This window comes from Rheinheimera muenzenbergensis (genome assembly GCF_036984005.1).
Lineage (GTDB): Bacteria > Pseudomonadota > Gammaproteobacteria > Enterobacterales > Alteromonadaceae > Alishewanella > Alishewanella muenzenbergensis.
On sequence record NZ_JALAAR010000004.1, the window covers coordinates 326658 to 340967 of the forward strand.

Consider the following 14310-nt stretch of genomic DNA (forward strand, 5'->3'; position numbering starts at 1 on the left):
TATTTGCCGATATTTTAAGCTATGCTGCTAAGCCATCTGAAACAACACTGGTTGTCTAACCTGCGCGGTGACATCCTGTCTGCCATCGTCGTTGCCCTGGCGTTAATCCCCGAAGCTATTGCGTTTTCCATCATTGCCGGTGTTGACCCTAAAGTTGGCTTGTACGCCTCTTTTGCTATCTGTGTCATTATCGCCTTTGCCGGTGCCCGCCCGGGTATGATTTCAGCCGCTACCGGTGCTATGGCGCTGTTAATGATTACGCTGGTAAAGCAGCACGGCCTGGAGTACTTACTGGCGGCCACCCTGCTCACCGGTGTCATTCAGATTATTTTCGGTCTGTTTAAGCTTGGCAATTTAATGCGGTTTGTCTCACGCTCTGTGGTAACCGGCTTTGTTAATGCCCTGGCGATACTGATTTTTATGGCGCAGCTACCCGAACTTAGCGGCACTTACGGCACAGCTACCGTGTACGGCATGACGGCGCTGGGGCTGGCAATTATTTACCTGTTTCCTTATGTCACAAAAAAAGTGCCTTCACCGCTAGTGTGTATTCTGGTGCTAACCGCCATAGCAGTATATTTCGGCCTGGATATCCGCACGGTAGCCGATATGGGTGAACTGCCTGACAGCCTGCCAATTTTCCTCTGGCCGGACGTTCCGTTAACTCTGGAAACTCTGCAAATTATTTTCCCTTATGCCTTAGCGCTGGCGATAGTGGGAATTTTAGAGTCATTAATGACCGCCACCATAGTGGATGATTTTACCGATACCAGCAGCGACAAAAACCGCGAATGTGTCGGCCAGGGCATTGCCAATATCGGTTCAGGGCTAATTGGCGGTATGGCCGGTTGTGCCATGATAGGCCAGTCGGTCATCAACGTTAAATCCGGTGGCCGCACCCGTTTATCGGCTTTGCTGGCCGGCAGCTTGCTGCTGGTGATGGTGGTGTTTTTAGATGACTACGTCGGCATGATCCCAATGGCAGCGCTGGTAGCAGTAATGATCATGGTGTCCATTGGTACCTTCAGCTGGTCATCGGTAAAAGATTTGCGCAAGAACCCCAAAAGTTCATCCATTGTGATGATAGCCACGGTTATCGTCGTGGTATTTACCCACAACCTGGCGTACGGCGTGTTAGTTGGTGTGCTGTTAAGTGCGCTGTTTTTTGCCAACAAAATCGGCCAGATTTTATATATTGGCTCAAGCTTGTCTGACAATAATCAGCAGCGTACTTATAACGTGGTCGGTCAGGTGTTTTTCAGCTCCAGCGAGCAATTTGTCGGCGCTTTTGATTTTAAAGAAGCGGTAGAAAAAGTGACTATTGATGTCAGCAAAGCACATTTTTGGGATATTACTGCCATCAGTTCACTGGATAAGGTAGTGCTGAAACTTCGCCGCGAAGGCACCGAAGTAGAGCTACTTGGCTTAAACGAAGCCAGCGCTACCCTGGTGGATAAGTTTGCTATCCACAACCGTCCGGATGTGGAAAAGTTAATGGGCCATTAATCCAGTTGGCAAAATTTACCAAGCCCGGCACCCGCCGGGCTTGTTCCAATATGCTTAATTACTACCTGCAGCAGTGTTCAAGTGTATAAATCACTTTTAAAAACAGGCTTATAACGTTACATTTTATTTACCTTTCACATAGATCAGACACACAAAAGGAACTGCAGATGCTCACTAAACTGTTAGGGGTAAGTTTGTTACTGTTGGCAAGCCAGGCCAGCTTTACTGCCAGCGCTGATATTAGCCAGGCGTTGCAACATGAAGCCCGTACCGAAGCGAATAAACTACGCGATGGCGCGCGCAAACCTGAGCAAACGCTGGCGTTTTTTCAGGTAACACCGCAAAGCACTGTAGTGGAAGTGTGGCCCGGCGCTGGCTGGTATACCGAGGTGCTGGCACCGCTACTGGCTGAGCAGGGTAAATTGTATGCCGCACATTTTTCTGACAAGTTCAGCCTGTTACCGGCCGACTATATGCAAAAAGGCCGCTCCGACTATAAAAATAAACTGGCCTCACACCCGGTGTACAAAAATGTCAGCGTTACTGAGTTTGCGCCGCTGGCCGATATTGCTATCGCCCCGGCTGGCAGCGCCGATGTAGTGTTGTCTATCCGTAATCAGTTTTACATCTTTGACGGCGAAACCTCAATTAAGCACGCCTTAGCCAACTTTTATCAGGCGCTGAAACCGGGCGGCGTGCTGGGCGTAGTGGCACCACAACTGCCGGATCATCTGCTGGATAGCGACTGGAAAAAAACGGGCTATGTGCCGGAGCAGCTATGGTTAGATCTGGCCAAACAAGCCGGCTTTAGCTTTGAAGCGCGCAGCGATATGCTGCTTAACCCGCAAGATAGCGCCGACCACCCGGCGGGGATCTGGTCTTTACCTCCCACCCTGGCTGGCGGTGAAAAAGATAAAGCCAGGTATATTGCCATTGGCGAAGTAAACCAGATGGTGTTGAAGTTCAGAAAACCAGCCAATTAACCACAGCTAACCGACGGTAAACCTAATCGTATTTCAGTGCGAGCGGGTTTGCCGACCCAGCGCATGTGCAATGCGGTTGCGCATTGAGTGCCAGTGGTTTTTTGGCAACGTCGGTGCCTGGGCCAAAATGGCATCAAAGTTGATATTGTCGGCGGCGCGCGGCGGCAGATGGGCAAAATACAGCTGGTTGGGTGCAAGCTCGCTGACCCGTTTCAGCGATTGCTTGTATTGATTCGGATGACACACCGGATACGGCGGTACCAGGCGTTTCTTCACCGACACTATTAAATCGGCAATATACAGCTGTTTAGTCGGCGTATGCAGCAGCGAAATATCATGATCGGTATGGCCCGGTGTATACAGCACCTGCCAGTCCGGGAAACCCGGCAGGGGTTGCTCATCCAGTAGCAACAAGTCTGGCTTTAAAATCGGGTTATACCAGATATGCCGCTTCGGTTTGCCCAGCCGGCTGGCTACCCACCAGGTTAAGCCAACATCGATTAGATGCGCAGTGCGGCCAAGTAAGCCGCCATACCAGCGCCTGGCCTTCGGGTGACAGCCAATGCGGGCTCCGGTTAAACGTCTGAGTTTATGTGCGCCACCGGCATGGTCCGGATGCATATGGGTCACCATAATCAGCTTTAGCGCAGTTAACGGCAACGCTAATTGTTGCTGAATGTAATCACACACTGTTGCAATATCTGCCCGGCTGCAGCCATCGAGCAGCAGTAAGCTGTCGCCTTGCTGCGCAAGATAAACGTTTTGAATATAGCCCTTAAGAATATGTAACTGCATTAATTTGCATTAAGCCTTAACGTTAGCAACTGGTCCGACATTACCTAAGCTGACGGCAATTATCCAGCAGCAATTGCCATTTTGTTAAACGGCGCTTATGGTAGTACGCAATGCAATCATCCGGAGTCACTATGCGCTGGTCACCTCTACGTTTGACAAGAGTAAGTTTGACAAGAGCACGTTTGGCAAAAGTCAGCTTGGCACTTTTGCCCTTACTACATTCCCCCGTCGTCTCAGCCGAAGCACGAGCAGAGCTAACGAAACACATAGAACAGGTGATGCCAAAAGTGATTAGCTGGCGCCGCGATATTCACCAGCACCCGGAATTGTCCAACCGTGAGGTGCGTACCGCCGCCAAGGTAGCAGCGCCCCTGGAAAAACTCGGTTTAGAAGTACGCACCGGCATCGCCCATACCGGTGTGGTCGGTATTTTAACAGGCGGCAAACCCGGCCCTGTGGTAGCACTGCGCGCTGATATGGATGCGCTACCGGTAACCGAACAAACCGGCTTGCCGTTTGCGTCTAAGGTGGTTAGCGAATTTAACGGCCAACAAACCGGTGTGATGCACGCCTGCGGCCACGATGCCCATGTTGCTATGCTGATGGGCGCTGCCGAAGTGCTGGCCAAACAGCAAGCCGAACTTGCCGGTACCATTATGTTTGTATTTCAGCCTGCTGAGGAAGGCCCTCCGGCCGGTGAAGAAGGCGGCGCTAAGATGATGCTGGCCGAGGGCTTATTTGCTAACCCCAGCCCGTCAGCCATTTTTGGCTTACACGTCTGGCCCGGCGAGAGCGGCCAGTTGCAGGTAAAAACCGAAGGCATTATGGCGGCGGCAGACAGTTTCCAGATCACCGTCAAGGGCAAACAGGTGCATGGCTCCAGCCCGTGGCGCGGTATCGACCCTATCAATGTCACCGGCCAGCTGATTAACGCGATAAACCTGATCCCGGCGCGGCAAATTGATGTCACCAAAGCACCGGCGGTGGTGTCCTTTGGTCAGGTGCATGGTGGTATTCGCTGGAACATTATTCCCGATGACGTAAAGCTTGAGGGTACCATTCGTACCTTTGACAGCGAGATGCGCGAAGATTTAATCGCCCGTATGGCGCATACCAGTGAACATATTGCCAAAGCCAGTGGCGCTGAAGCCGACTTTCATGTCCACAACTTTGCTGCCGTAACCTGGAACGATCCGGCGTTAACCGAATGGGCCATGCCAAGCCTGCAGTGGGCCGCCGGCGACAAAGGCGTAGCCGCCATTAAGCCGATAACCGGCGCAGAAGACTTCTCGTTTTATCAGCAGCAAATTCCCGGCGTGTTTTTCTTTCTCGGTATCTCGCCCGAGGGCAAGCCACTGAGTGAAGTACCGCCAAATCATTCGCCGATGTTTGATGTAAACGAAGCGGCGCTGGTAAACGGCGTACGGGCGCTCACCGGTTTAGCATTGGATTACTTAGCCAATCCGCCCGAACTAAACAAGAGCTAAGCAAAAATTAAGGACAAAAGATGAATACACCGTGTCGCTGCCACTGGGTCGATTTAAGCAAACCGGATTATATTGCCTACCACGATACCGAGTGGGGCGTGCCGGTGCATGACGACAACAAGCTGTTTGAGTTTTTAACCTTAGAAGCGGCGCAGGCCGGCTTAAGCTGGTATACGGTACTGAAAAAACGCGACAGCTACCGCCAGGCCTTTGCCAATTTTGACCCGGTAAAGGTTGCGGCTTTTGATGACGCCAAAGTGGCAGAATTGCTGCAAAACCCCGGCATTATCCGTAACCGCTTAAAAGTGGCGGCCGCTATTAATAATGCTGCGCGTTTTTTGGAAGTACAGCGCGAGTTTGGTAGCTTCAGTAATTACCAATGGCAGTTTGTTGGTGGCAAACCGCAGCAAAACAGCATTGCCGGCCCAAGCGATTACCGCGCCATCAGCCCCGAGTCTGACGCCTTTAGCAAAGACTTAAAAAAGCGCGGTTTTAAGTTTGTCGGCTCAACCATTATCTACGCCCATATGCAGGCCTGCGGTATGGTGAATGACCATCACAATGATTGTTTTCGTAAAGGCACCTGCTAGCCGGTTAAAAGGCACCGCTCAGCGTCAGCTGTAGGCTGGTGCCGTTTTTTTCCTGACTGAAGTACCGGTATGCTAAAGCTCCGCTGCGATCACTGGCATAGACATCACGCTTATAGCGCCGCTTACGGCCAAACAGATCATCTACCTCCAGCTCAAGCTTGATGCCGTTGGGCAGAGCGAATTCCAGATATAGCTGCACCGCTTCCAGACGCTGCTCATGATAAATTTCATCCGGATAAAACGCGGTTTCGCGCTCGGCCAGGTTAACCACCAGCCCCCAGGCATAGCCAGCAGCGGTTTGTCTGAACTCAACCTCGGCGACATGTCGCGGCATCCAGGATAAACCGCGATGCCCGGTCAGTGGATCGGCATAGCGTGCATGACGAAATTCATACTCGGCTATCAGCTCACTGTCGTCACTTAACCAGCCGGTATCCAGATTGAGCTTAACATCCGCCCCGGTTACGGTGCTGCTGCCAGCATTGGCAATGCCCCAGCTCGCATCGGCAAATTGCACATATTCGTGCGTATCGCGGATTTTCTGCCAGTGTAGCTGAGCATTTGCAGCCCAGCTGTTCGCCGCGTCATAACTGGCTTCGTAGCGCAGCTCTACTATGTGCTCCGGTTTTAGCCGGGCATTACCTGATTGCTGTCTGTCGTAGTACGCATCCTGGCTTGGCATAAAATCGTTAAAATCCAATTGTTCAACTTTAACCTGCGCAGTATAGGTAGAATTGAGGCCGCCAGCGCCATGGTGGCTTAGTTTCAGCAGCGGTTTAATATAAAAATTGCTGCTCTGATAACGCTCAGTACTGTGGCTTTGCAAGCGTGATTGCTCGGCCGTCAGCCGGCTGTATAACTGCCACTGCGGTGCCAGACGCACTTTACCGGCAAGGTAAGGTTCAGCCCGGATTTCATTTACTGAACTGTATCCTGATTGCCCGTTATCCGTATTAGCACTGAGCCGGTTATAGCTCAGCTCCAGTCCCACCTCTGGTTGCCAGGCTAAGCCGGGCTCGCTGGCACTGATTTTCAGCGCTTGTTCTGTCGAGCGTTTTTTCTGTATATAAGGTTGCCCGCTTGCAGCACCGCCATTTACTGCCTGATGTGCTCTGAGTTCGCGGCGAAACAAAGCATTGCTTTGCCACACCCAGCCACTGTCGCGTTGCTGCTGCCAATCCAGCCCCAGTTCAAGCTGATGTAGGTTATTCCGATTGTATAGCTGGCCGCTGTCATGCTGCCCCGCTTCAGACCAATATTGTAAATAGTACTCCTTTTGCCGCTGCTGCATAAGCTGGCTGCTAAACTGCCACTGAGCTCCTGCCACTGTTTTCGCTGATACAACGCCAATGCTGGCATCGTTATAGTCTTCACGATAACGCTCGCTACCCGATAAATACGTCTGCCCGGCAGGTGTCAGCTCAGAGTAATCGCTATCAGACTGCCACAGTGCTTTTTCACCGCGCAGCTGCCACTGGTGTAAAAACCCCAGCCACTGCACATTGCTTTGCAGTGATAGCGCAGCAGGCTGCTGCTGGCCAGCATGCGACATCGCCGCTATTTGCCAGTTAACCGGTTGCGCCGCCGTATCCAGTTGCAGATTAATCACCTGGGTATGCTGGCTTACCGCGTTAAAGGGGTGGCCGGCCAAATACACCTGCATTGCACTTATCTGGCCAATGGCAATACCAGACAACACTTGGTCCAGGCTTTGCGATTTATTCATCGCCGCCAGGCCATTTATCAGTATATTACCGGCAGCATTACTCAGCCCGCGCTGGTTATTCGAGTTAATAAACTGAAAACCGGCGACATGGCTGATAATATCCAGCGCCGATTGCCCTGGCATCTGTTGCAAATCGGCCTGGCTGTACTGGCTTACTTCCTGCCCCTTCGCTGTCGTAATATCAGGCCAGGTTGCCAACAGCAGTAGTGACAAACATAACGCCGGACCCGGTGTAACACGCATAACAAAACATCCTGTGACTAAGTTTCAATCAGCGCAATTTAAATGCAGCACCAACTGCAAGCTCAAGCTAAAAGGGGTAATTGGGCGGTTTTAGGGATGAATGGACAGACCCGTCCAGCCGTCAAAACCGGCTGGGATAAGCGGGCGTCAACAGCGCCGACATTAAGCCACTTGCTGCAGACGGGCCTTGACGCTGTGTTTATGCGCTTTACTGAGCGCAACCACCCGGCCACTTTTAAGCTCGACATAGCCACTGCCGGAAGATTTTAACCGTACACGGGCGATATGCTGAATATTGACCAGATGGGCGCGGTGGGTACGAAGAAACATTTGCTGCGGTAATCGAGTTTCGATGTCTTTTAGCGTGGCACGTTTAAGCCAGGTACGCTCAGCAGTGCAGACTTCGACATAATTACTGGCAGCGTTAATCTGAATAATATCGTCGAAGCGCAGTTGCATAGCCCCCTCTGGCTGCTCAATAGTCAGCATTTGGCAATCTGCGTTGTCTGCCTGTACCAGCTGCGTTTGTGGCAAGGCCAGATATCGCTGCCAGATAAACGCACAGCTAAAAATAGCCAACGCATGCACAGGGGCAAAATACAACAGACTGTAAGCAATGCTGTCGTTAAGCACTATTAAATCAAACAGTGCCTGACACCACATGGCATTGATAAATAGTAGTGCGCAAATTTGCAGATAACGGCGCTTGGTTAACTGGTGTTTATCAGCAGCCTGGCTTAGTAACCGGAACAACAACGGCGTAAACAGCAACCATAAACCCCACTCCTGCAATGCCCACAGTGGATGATTATTCAGCTTATCGTCTTCAGGCACCCAGAGATCATGCAGCTTGTCTATCAGGCTTAAGAACACGATCACCCCACTCCAACCGAGTAAGGACACTAACCATTCTTTACGACATTGCTGGTCCATTGCGCCTCTATATCCAAATCCAAATTATCTACCAGAGCCCCAAAAAAGCACGCAAGGGGGCTTATTCACCCGGCTATATTACTTAATTACGCGGTATTGTTAAAACAAAGTTTAGGCTGCAACAGTGCTATTACACTGCTACGGTACTGGTCGCTTTTTGTTGCGCTGTTGCCAACTGGCAACAATACTTAGCCCAGCTAAACTGATTTTAGAACCGGGCTGCCACTGTTGATGGCCTGACTTAACCGGCTGGTAGTTATGAAAATTTGTCTGGTGCTGTTATTGCTGTTGCCTTGGTTAAGCCGGGCCCAACCCTTGCTGACTGTGTGCTATGAAACCGATGATGTAGCTCCCTTTATCAGTGCTTCAGGTAACAGTACACAACCAAAAGGCATTTTGGTTGATATGCTCAGGCTTGCAGCATCGCAATTGAACATGAACCTGCAGTTTCAACAGGCTCCCTGGCTCAGATGCCAGAAAATGGTACAAGAAAATCAGCTTAACGCCACGCTGGCGATGATTTGGTCAGCTCAACGGGCGCAGCAGTTTCGCTTTCCGGATGAAGAAAGCGGCGTACAACAATCTGAGCGCTATCTGTGGCGAGCACAGTATCCGGTGTTTAGCCTCATTGCCAGACCGTTTTCGTTACAACACTACCAACCTGAGTTCGGTATTGGCGCGCCACTGGGTTATATCATTGAAGACTGGTTAAAAAGTAAAGGCTGGCTCAGCCCGTATAAATTTACCCTGAATAGCGGTCTACAAATGGTGGTTGATGGCAAACTGGATGGCTACAGCGTCGAGCGTTTTATTGGTATGCATCATCTGCGCCAGCTTCAACTTGACGACAAAATTGCCGCCAGCAGCGATAACCTATTGGTTGAGAAATGGTTTTTGGTTTTTAATCAGCAGTATTATCAGCAAAACCAACAACTGGTTGAGGCGTTCTGGTTTAATATCGGCAACGCCCGCCAGGTGCTTGAAGCACGCTTTCCTTACCCTGACAGCGCCTCAGCACCCTAGCTTTTACCCGCTGTCAGGCTGGCCATCATTAGTTTTGTTTAACGATAATGCGCGGATCAAAATCGGCGCAGCCTGGCACTTTTACACCATAATCGTAACTGCCTTCGGCGTCGCCTTTAATGCGGCATTTTAGTTTGCCTCTGTTGTTAGAGGTTAACTTACAATTGTCTTTAAACGGCGACTGGGCATAAAAATACACCGTATAGTCAGTTATATCGGCACTTTGCCATTCTATATGCTTATCGGCTTTGCCGCAGACACAGTTTTTAATGCCGTCACATTTATCACGACTGCCGTCCGCCTGCTTACAATTGTCGTTCGCCGGTGCGGCAATTTCTTTAATGCAGTGTTTGCCGTCTACCTGTTCTGCCACTATGGTCAGCGCCTGATCTTTATCTGCTGCCCAAATCAGGCCAGACCAAGATAAACTCAGTATCAGTAGGTATAATTTCATCGTAAAACTCCTTTTTAATGATAGGTATACAACTTTTTTATCCCAGCTGGCTAATAGCCGGCTTGCGGAATTTTTGGATCAACTGCCACCAGCTCAGACGGATAACCCAGGCTGATCGCTTGCCGCACATAAGCACTACCTTGTTCGCTACGCGCACAGTTGAAGTTGGCAATCGCCAGATCGTAAAACACATAGAAATCGGCCTGATTGGCCGCCTGTACCTGCAGCTCGGTTTGCAGCGCGGCATCACATTGCTGTAACTCAGATTGCAAGCGGCTGATTTGTGACAATAACGCCGGCGCTTGGGCGTCCACCACCAGATTACGCTGCGCCAGTTGCAACGCCTGCTGATACAGCGGCAAGGCGTCGTGCCGGCGGCCAGCTTGCACGGCCAATACATCGGCAAGATTAGTCCAGATGGTGTAATCATCGCCGCTGTTGCTTAAAGCCTGGCGATAACGCTGCTCTGCCCGTTGATAATCGGCATTGAAATAATGTGCCGTGCCTAGATTAGAGAATGATTGCGCGACCGGCGATAACTCCACTACCTGCTGCCAGGCCAGAATAGCCTGTTCAAACTGGCCACTAAAAAACCAGGCCGCCGCCAGGCTGTTTAACACCTCAGTACTGCCGGGCTTTAATTGGGCGGCGCGCTCAAAGTGACGTGCTGCGGCGCTGAATTGACCGGCCTCATATAAAAAGCCGCCGTACAGCATATAATTTTGCCAGTAGCCGGGCTCCAGCTCGATGGCCCGCTTAAACTGCTGTTCGGCCTCAGTACTATTGCCACTGGCTTTTAGCACTAAGGCTTTACCGCTTAGCGCATCGACCCAGCGTGGGTTTAACGCCAACGCCTGCTCGTAGCGGGCCATGGCTTCGGGGTATTGCCCGCTAACACGGTAAAGATCACCAAGAATGGCGGCAACTTCAGCCTGATTAACCTGCAGTCCGCCAGCATGCTGGCAAGCCTGCCGGGCCAGCTCGAACTCGGTCACACTGCGGCTGACCATATACTTATCAAGATGTACTTTGCATAACGCGGCAGACGCCAGCGCAAAATCAGGATCGGCCTGCAGCGCTTGTAACAACAGCTGTTCGGCTTGGTCTAAACTGGCAATATCATCGAATTTTTTTAACCGTTGCTGCGCCTGCATATAAGCATCAAAAGCGGCAAAATTGCCGGTAATACGATATTCGGCACCGGCATAAGCCGGCCCGTTGTGCGGCAATAACAGGGCAAAGGCATTTTGCACCTGCCGGTGCAGTTCTTGCTGCAGCGCCGGTAACGCCTGCCGGTTATGGCTAAGCCGGTTTGACCAACGCCGTACGCCGGTAGCGGCTTCAATCACAGAAATTTCCAGTTGCAGTTGGTCTGCAGTAGTACTGAGCCGGCCTTCTACCAGAAACTCTACCCGCAGCTGGGCGGCGAGTTGCTGATAATTATTGATATCAGTAGTGGCCTGCATGGCCCGATCGGCCAGCACCGGAAACTGGTTAAGTTGGGTCAGTGAATACAACAACTCCTGACGGATACCGTCCAACAGGTAATCTTCAATCTCGCTGCCGGCGGTTAACTGAAATGGCAGCACTGCCACCGCATTGGCAATCACGGCGCTGTCTGTCGGCACTATTGCCGCCGTGCTCTGCCCCGCTACGTCAGCCTCCATGGCCGATTTAACCGAATGCGCCAGCAAGCCAACGGCGCTAAAAGACAATAACAAAAAGCCAAGTTCAAGCAGCAATTGCCGGCGCCAGTAACGCTGCTTGTCCGGATGATCAGCTTGTGCCAGGCGCTTTTTCCGCTCGCGCAAATCTACGATCCAGGTGATCAGTAATACCAACGGGAATACAATCAGCAGGATAAGCAGCGTCAGTTTCATACCGGTGGCAGAAATATTGAGCAGTGGAAAAGTAATGGCCATTACCTGAATAAATAACCAGACACTGACCAAAAACGCCACGCTGACACTAAACAAACGACTGCCGCGAAAGAGTGAGATTAACCAGAAGCGATGTTTTGCCGTTACCGCACCACCACGGCCACGGCGCTCAACCAGCGGCGCTAGGCCAGCCGTTTTGTTAAGTGGGCCAGGTTGCAGTAATAGACGATAACCGCGCCGGGGCAAAGTTTGAATAAATACCGGACAGCTTTTGGCATCGCCCAGCACATGGCGCAGTTCACTAATAGCATGGGTAAGATTAACCTTGGCAGCATTGGCATCACCCCAAACAGCGGTGAGCAAATGCTGCTGACTGACAATATTTTGCGCCTGCACTGCCAGTTGCAGCAGTAACTCCAGCGCTTTGGCAGACACATGGCGGTGCTCACCGTGCACCACCACAAAGCCCTGAGCCGGTAGTATCGTAACCTCACCAAGACAAAAACCAGCATGCAGTGCGGCAAGTGACAGCACTGTGTTATCTGCAGCCGGTGGTGCGGTAAAAAGTCCCTGATTATCCACAATGACCTGAGTTGCTTTGCTCTGTTATTACGCCAATAGCGTGCTGGAAAAGCCTGACCAAGTATGGTCAAAAAAGCTGCAAATGCCAGTAAAAGCAACGCGATAGAAATAGTTTCACGCAAAGGCAGCCTTTAAAAAACATCTATTTACACCGGCAGACATAAAGACACATTTCAGCAGCATTTAACCACCACCGGCTTAAATTATGTCTTTGCCGCACTGGCGCTGACAGCGCACCGGCCTGCAACCTTGACGCAGCCCGCTATGCCTTAGCACGACCCGTTGCTGAATTAGGTTTTGCTGTTAATACAACAAGTTACAATGTTGCTACATTCGCATTTAAGCGGTATTGCACTATGATCTAGCAGTGAAAACCTGAATTATGGCAGTACAGCAATGGCAGAAATCCGGCAGCAGACCGCAGCGCACTGGACCGAGTTACTGGTGAAGCACGAGTTGCCCGCTATTACCTCTATGGCGCGTACTTTGGACAAGTTTGCCAATGACGATGTGTCATCCATTCCGCAGCTTAGCCAAACAATTTTGCATGATCAGGCGCTGTCATCCTGCCTGCTCCGGGTCGCCAACACTATTAATCACGCCTCGGTTAACCGCGTTAATACGGTGTCCCGTGCGGCTATAGTGCTGGGTATACAGGCGGTGAAAAACATTTGTCTTACCTCGAAGATCCTTGATGCGTTGCTGCAGTCAAAAAATTTACTGCCGCCGGTGTACGAACGCTTACTGATGTTGATGGCCAATGCGTTTTATGCCGGCTTGCTGGCGCGGATGATGCTGCCGGATCACCAAGAAGATACCAAAGAAGAGGTTTACCTGGCAGCGATGCTATACCATATCGGGGAAACCGCTTTCTGGAGTAGCGGCTCACCGCTGTGCGCCGAGCTGATCCGTCAAGCCAGCGCCTTGCCACAGGCAGAATTTAGCCAGTATTGCCGTGAAGAAACCGGCATTAATTTTGCTGAACTCAGCGCCAGCTTAGCCAGAACCTGGAATCTGGGTGAATTGCTGGTAAAAGCATTGGATCAACCACAAAGCCGCACGCTGGAAATGCAAACTATTAGTCTGGCAAACCAGCTAAGCGCGGCAATCCATACCCCACCGCCAAACAAAGCGGCCTTTAACAAGCTGCTGCAGGATATTGCCCGGCTAATGAAGATAGAGCCACGGCAACTAAAAGAGCGGATTAAACAATGCCGTGATCTGGCGCTGAATATGCTGCACTCCTATGGCGCCGATGTACTGCAAAGCCATATCCGCGCCCTGCCGACCGACGCCGACTTTGTAAATCTGGCCACGCCGGTGCAGCCTCTAAACCGCGACAGCGCCGTGTTACAACTGATGCAACAGCTGCAGCAATTAGCCATGCGTCGCGGCAATATCAGTGAGTTACTCAGTGCTATGTTGCAACAATCTGCGGCCATTTTTGCTTTTGATAACTGCGCCTTCTGGATCTTGTCTGCTGACAAAAGCCGGCTGGAATCGCGTTCGGCCTATGACAGTGCCGGTGCCCCCAACACCGCCCGCCGCTCGGTTAGCATAGTGCCGGCGCAAAACCTGTTTAGCCTGGTGGTAACCCAGGCGCAAGCTGTGCTGGTAAATGATGCTACGCAACCGCAGTGGCGCAAATACGTTGATGAACAAACTGAAAGCTTGCTGCAACGCGGCGCTATGGCGCTGACTGCGGTGAAAATTCATGACAAGGTTATAGGCGTTATCAGTGCGCAGCGCTTGCAACAGCGTAACAGCATTGATGAGGATGACTACCGCCAGTTTTGCTTTCTGTGCGACCAGCTAAATATGTGCCTGAGCCTGAACGCAGCGCGCTAACGCTTAGCTGCGTGACCGCTTCGGCGTACTGCCCAGTACCAGCTCAGCCGGCAGGGTAAAAGAAAAACTGCTGCCTTTACCCGGCTCGCTAAAGATCATTAAACGGCTGTTATGGCGCGATAGTACATGTTTCACTATCGCCAGGCCCAGACCAGTGCCGCCAGTGTTGCGGGCACGGGCTTCGGTAATACCCCCTAAAAATAACTGACGTCAAAAGTAGAATTTTCTCGTAACATAAACGCAGGAGATTCTGCATGAAA

At 51.3% G+C, this 14310-nt stretch carries 12 protein-coding genes; 6 read left to right on the top strand and 6 right to left on the bottom strand.

Features of this window, described 5'->3' with window-relative positions; genetic code table 11:
- Positions 1 to 21 precede the first annotated feature (21 nt).
- Positions 22 to 1506 carry a SulP family inorganic anion transporter gene (locus MN202_RS07120; protein ID WP_472511565.1) on the top strand — a complete coding sequence of 495 codons (1485 nt, stop codon included), beginning with the start codon at positions 22 to 24 and terminating at the stop codon, positions 1504 to 1506.
- Between the two features lie 167 nt (positions 1507 to 1673).
- Positions 1674 to 2489, top strand: a complete 816-nt coding sequence (locus MN202_RS07125) for a class I SAM-dependent methyltransferase (protein ID WP_335735404.1) — start codon at positions 1674 to 1676, stop codon at positions 2487 to 2489.
- Between the two features lie 33 nt (positions 2490 to 2522).
- Here the strand turns inward: MN202_RS07125 and MN202_RS07130 are convergent, their stop codons facing one another.
- Complete coding sequence (locus MN202_RS07130; RefSeq protein WP_335735405.1) at positions 2523 to 3284, bottom strand: MBL fold metallo-hydrolase; 762 nt, start codon at positions 3282 to 3284, stop codon at positions 2523 to 2525.
- A 278-nt stretch (positions 3285 to 3562) separates the two neighbouring features.
- On the opposite strand from MN202_RS07130, the gene MN202_RS07135 reads away from it, so the two are divergent.
- A complete protein-coding gene (locus MN202_RS07135; RefSeq protein WP_335735406.1) occupies positions 3563 to 4771 on the top strand; it encodes an amidohydrolase in 1209 nt (402 codons plus the stop codon).
- 20 nt (positions 4772 to 4791) lie between these two features.
- Positions 4792 to 5361: a DNA-3-methyladenine glycosylase I gene (locus tag MN202_RS07140; RefSeq protein ID WP_335735407.1), complete on the top strand. Its 570-nt coding sequence runs from the start codon at positions 4792 to 4794 to the stop codon at positions 5359 to 5361.
- 4 nt (positions 5362 to 5365) lie between these two features.
- Here the strand turns inward: MN202_RS07140 and MN202_RS07145 are convergent, their stop codons facing one another.
- Positions 5366 to 7330: a TonB-dependent receptor gene (locus tag MN202_RS07145; protein ID WP_335735408.1), complete on the bottom strand. Its 1965-nt coding sequence runs from the start codon at positions 7328 to 7330 to the stop codon at positions 5366 to 5368.
- Between the two features lie 162 nt (positions 7331 to 7492).
- The gene (locus MN202_RS07150) at positions 7493 to 8263 is read right to left on the bottom strand and encodes a LytTR family DNA-binding domain-containing protein (protein ID WP_335735409.1); all 771 of its coding nucleotides are present in this window, start codon (positions 8261 to 8263) and stop codon (positions 7493 to 7495) included.
- 258 nt (positions 8264 to 8521) lie between these two features.
- On the opposite strand from MN202_RS07150, the gene MN202_RS07155 reads away from it, so the two are divergent.
- Entirely contained in the window at positions 8522 to 9286 is a 765-nt protein-coding gene (locus MN202_RS07155) for a substrate-binding periplasmic protein (protein WP_335735410.1), read from the top strand.
- A 28-nt stretch (positions 9287 to 9314) separates the two neighbouring features.
- On the opposite strand, the gene MN202_RS07160 is transcribed toward MN202_RS07155, so the two are convergent.
- Entirely contained in the window at positions 9315 to 9740 is a 426-nt protein-coding gene (locus MN202_RS07160) for a hypothetical protein (RefSeq protein WP_335735411.1), read from the bottom strand.
- 50 nt (positions 9741 to 9790) lie between these two features.
- A complete protein-coding gene (locus MN202_RS07165) occupies positions 9791 to 12202 on the bottom strand; it encodes a tetratricopeptide repeat protein (RefSeq protein ID WP_335735412.1) in 2412 nt (803 codons plus the stop codon).
- A 396-nt stretch (positions 12203 to 12598) separates the two neighbouring features.
- Here MN202_RS07165 and MN202_RS07170 point away from each other — a divergent pair, with 396 nt between their 5' ends.
- Positions 12599 to 14050 (top strand): HDOD domain-containing protein, encoded by a 1452-nt coding sequence (locus MN202_RS07170; protein ID WP_335735413.1) that lies wholly within the window; start codon positions 12599 to 12601, stop codon positions 14048 to 14050.
- A gap of 3 nt (positions 14051 to 14053) precedes the next feature.
- On the opposite strand, the gene MN202_RS07175 is transcribed toward MN202_RS07170, so the two are convergent.
- Positions 14054 to 14239 carry an ATP-binding protein gene (locus MN202_RS07175; protein ID WP_418334106.1) on the bottom strand — a complete coding sequence of 62 codons (186 nt, stop codon included), beginning with the start codon at positions 14237 to 14239 and terminating at the stop codon, positions 14054 to 14056.
- Positions 14240 to 14310 lie beyond the last annotated feature (71 nt).

Bases quoted from the DNA above. Each gene is read 5' to 3' on its own strand.
- MN202_RS07120 (WP_472511565.1), top strand. From the start codon at position 22: ATGCTGCTAAGCCATCTGAAACAACACTGGTTGTCTAACCTGCGCGGT.
- MN202_RS07125 (WP_335735404.1), top strand. From the start codon at position 1,674: ATGCTCACTAAACTGTTAGGGGTAAGTTTGTTACTGTTGGCAAGCCAG.
- MN202_RS07130 (WP_335735405.1), bottom strand. From the start codon at position 3,284: ATGCAGTTACATATTCTTAAGGGCTATATTCAAAACGTTTATCTTGCG.
- MN202_RS07135 (WP_335735406.1), top strand. From the start codon at position 3,563: ATGCCAAAAGTGATTAGCTGGCGCCGCGATATTCACCAGCACCCGGAA.
- MN202_RS07140 (WP_335735407.1), top strand. From the start codon at position 4,792: ATGAATACACCGTGTCGCTGCCACTGGGTCGATTTAAGCAAACCGGAT.
- MN202_RS07145 (WP_335735408.1), bottom strand. From the start codon at position 7,330: ATGCGTGTTACACCGGGTCCGGCGTTATGTTTGTCACTACTGCTGTTG.
- MN202_RS07150 (WP_335735409.1), bottom strand. From the start codon at position 8,263: ATGGACCAGCAATGTCGTAAAGAATGGTTAGTGTCCTTACTCGGTTGG.
- MN202_RS07155 (WP_335735410.1), top strand. From the start codon at position 8,522: ATGAAAATTTGTCTGGTGCTGTTATTGCTGTTGCCTTGGTTAAGCCGG.
- MN202_RS07160 (WP_335735411.1), bottom strand. From the start codon at position 9,740: ATGAAATTATACCTACTGATACTGAGTTTATCTTGGTCTGGCCTGATT.
- MN202_RS07170 (WP_335735413.1), top strand. From the start codon at position 12,599: ATGGCAGAAATCCGGCAGCAGACCGCAGCGCACTGGACCGAGTTACTG.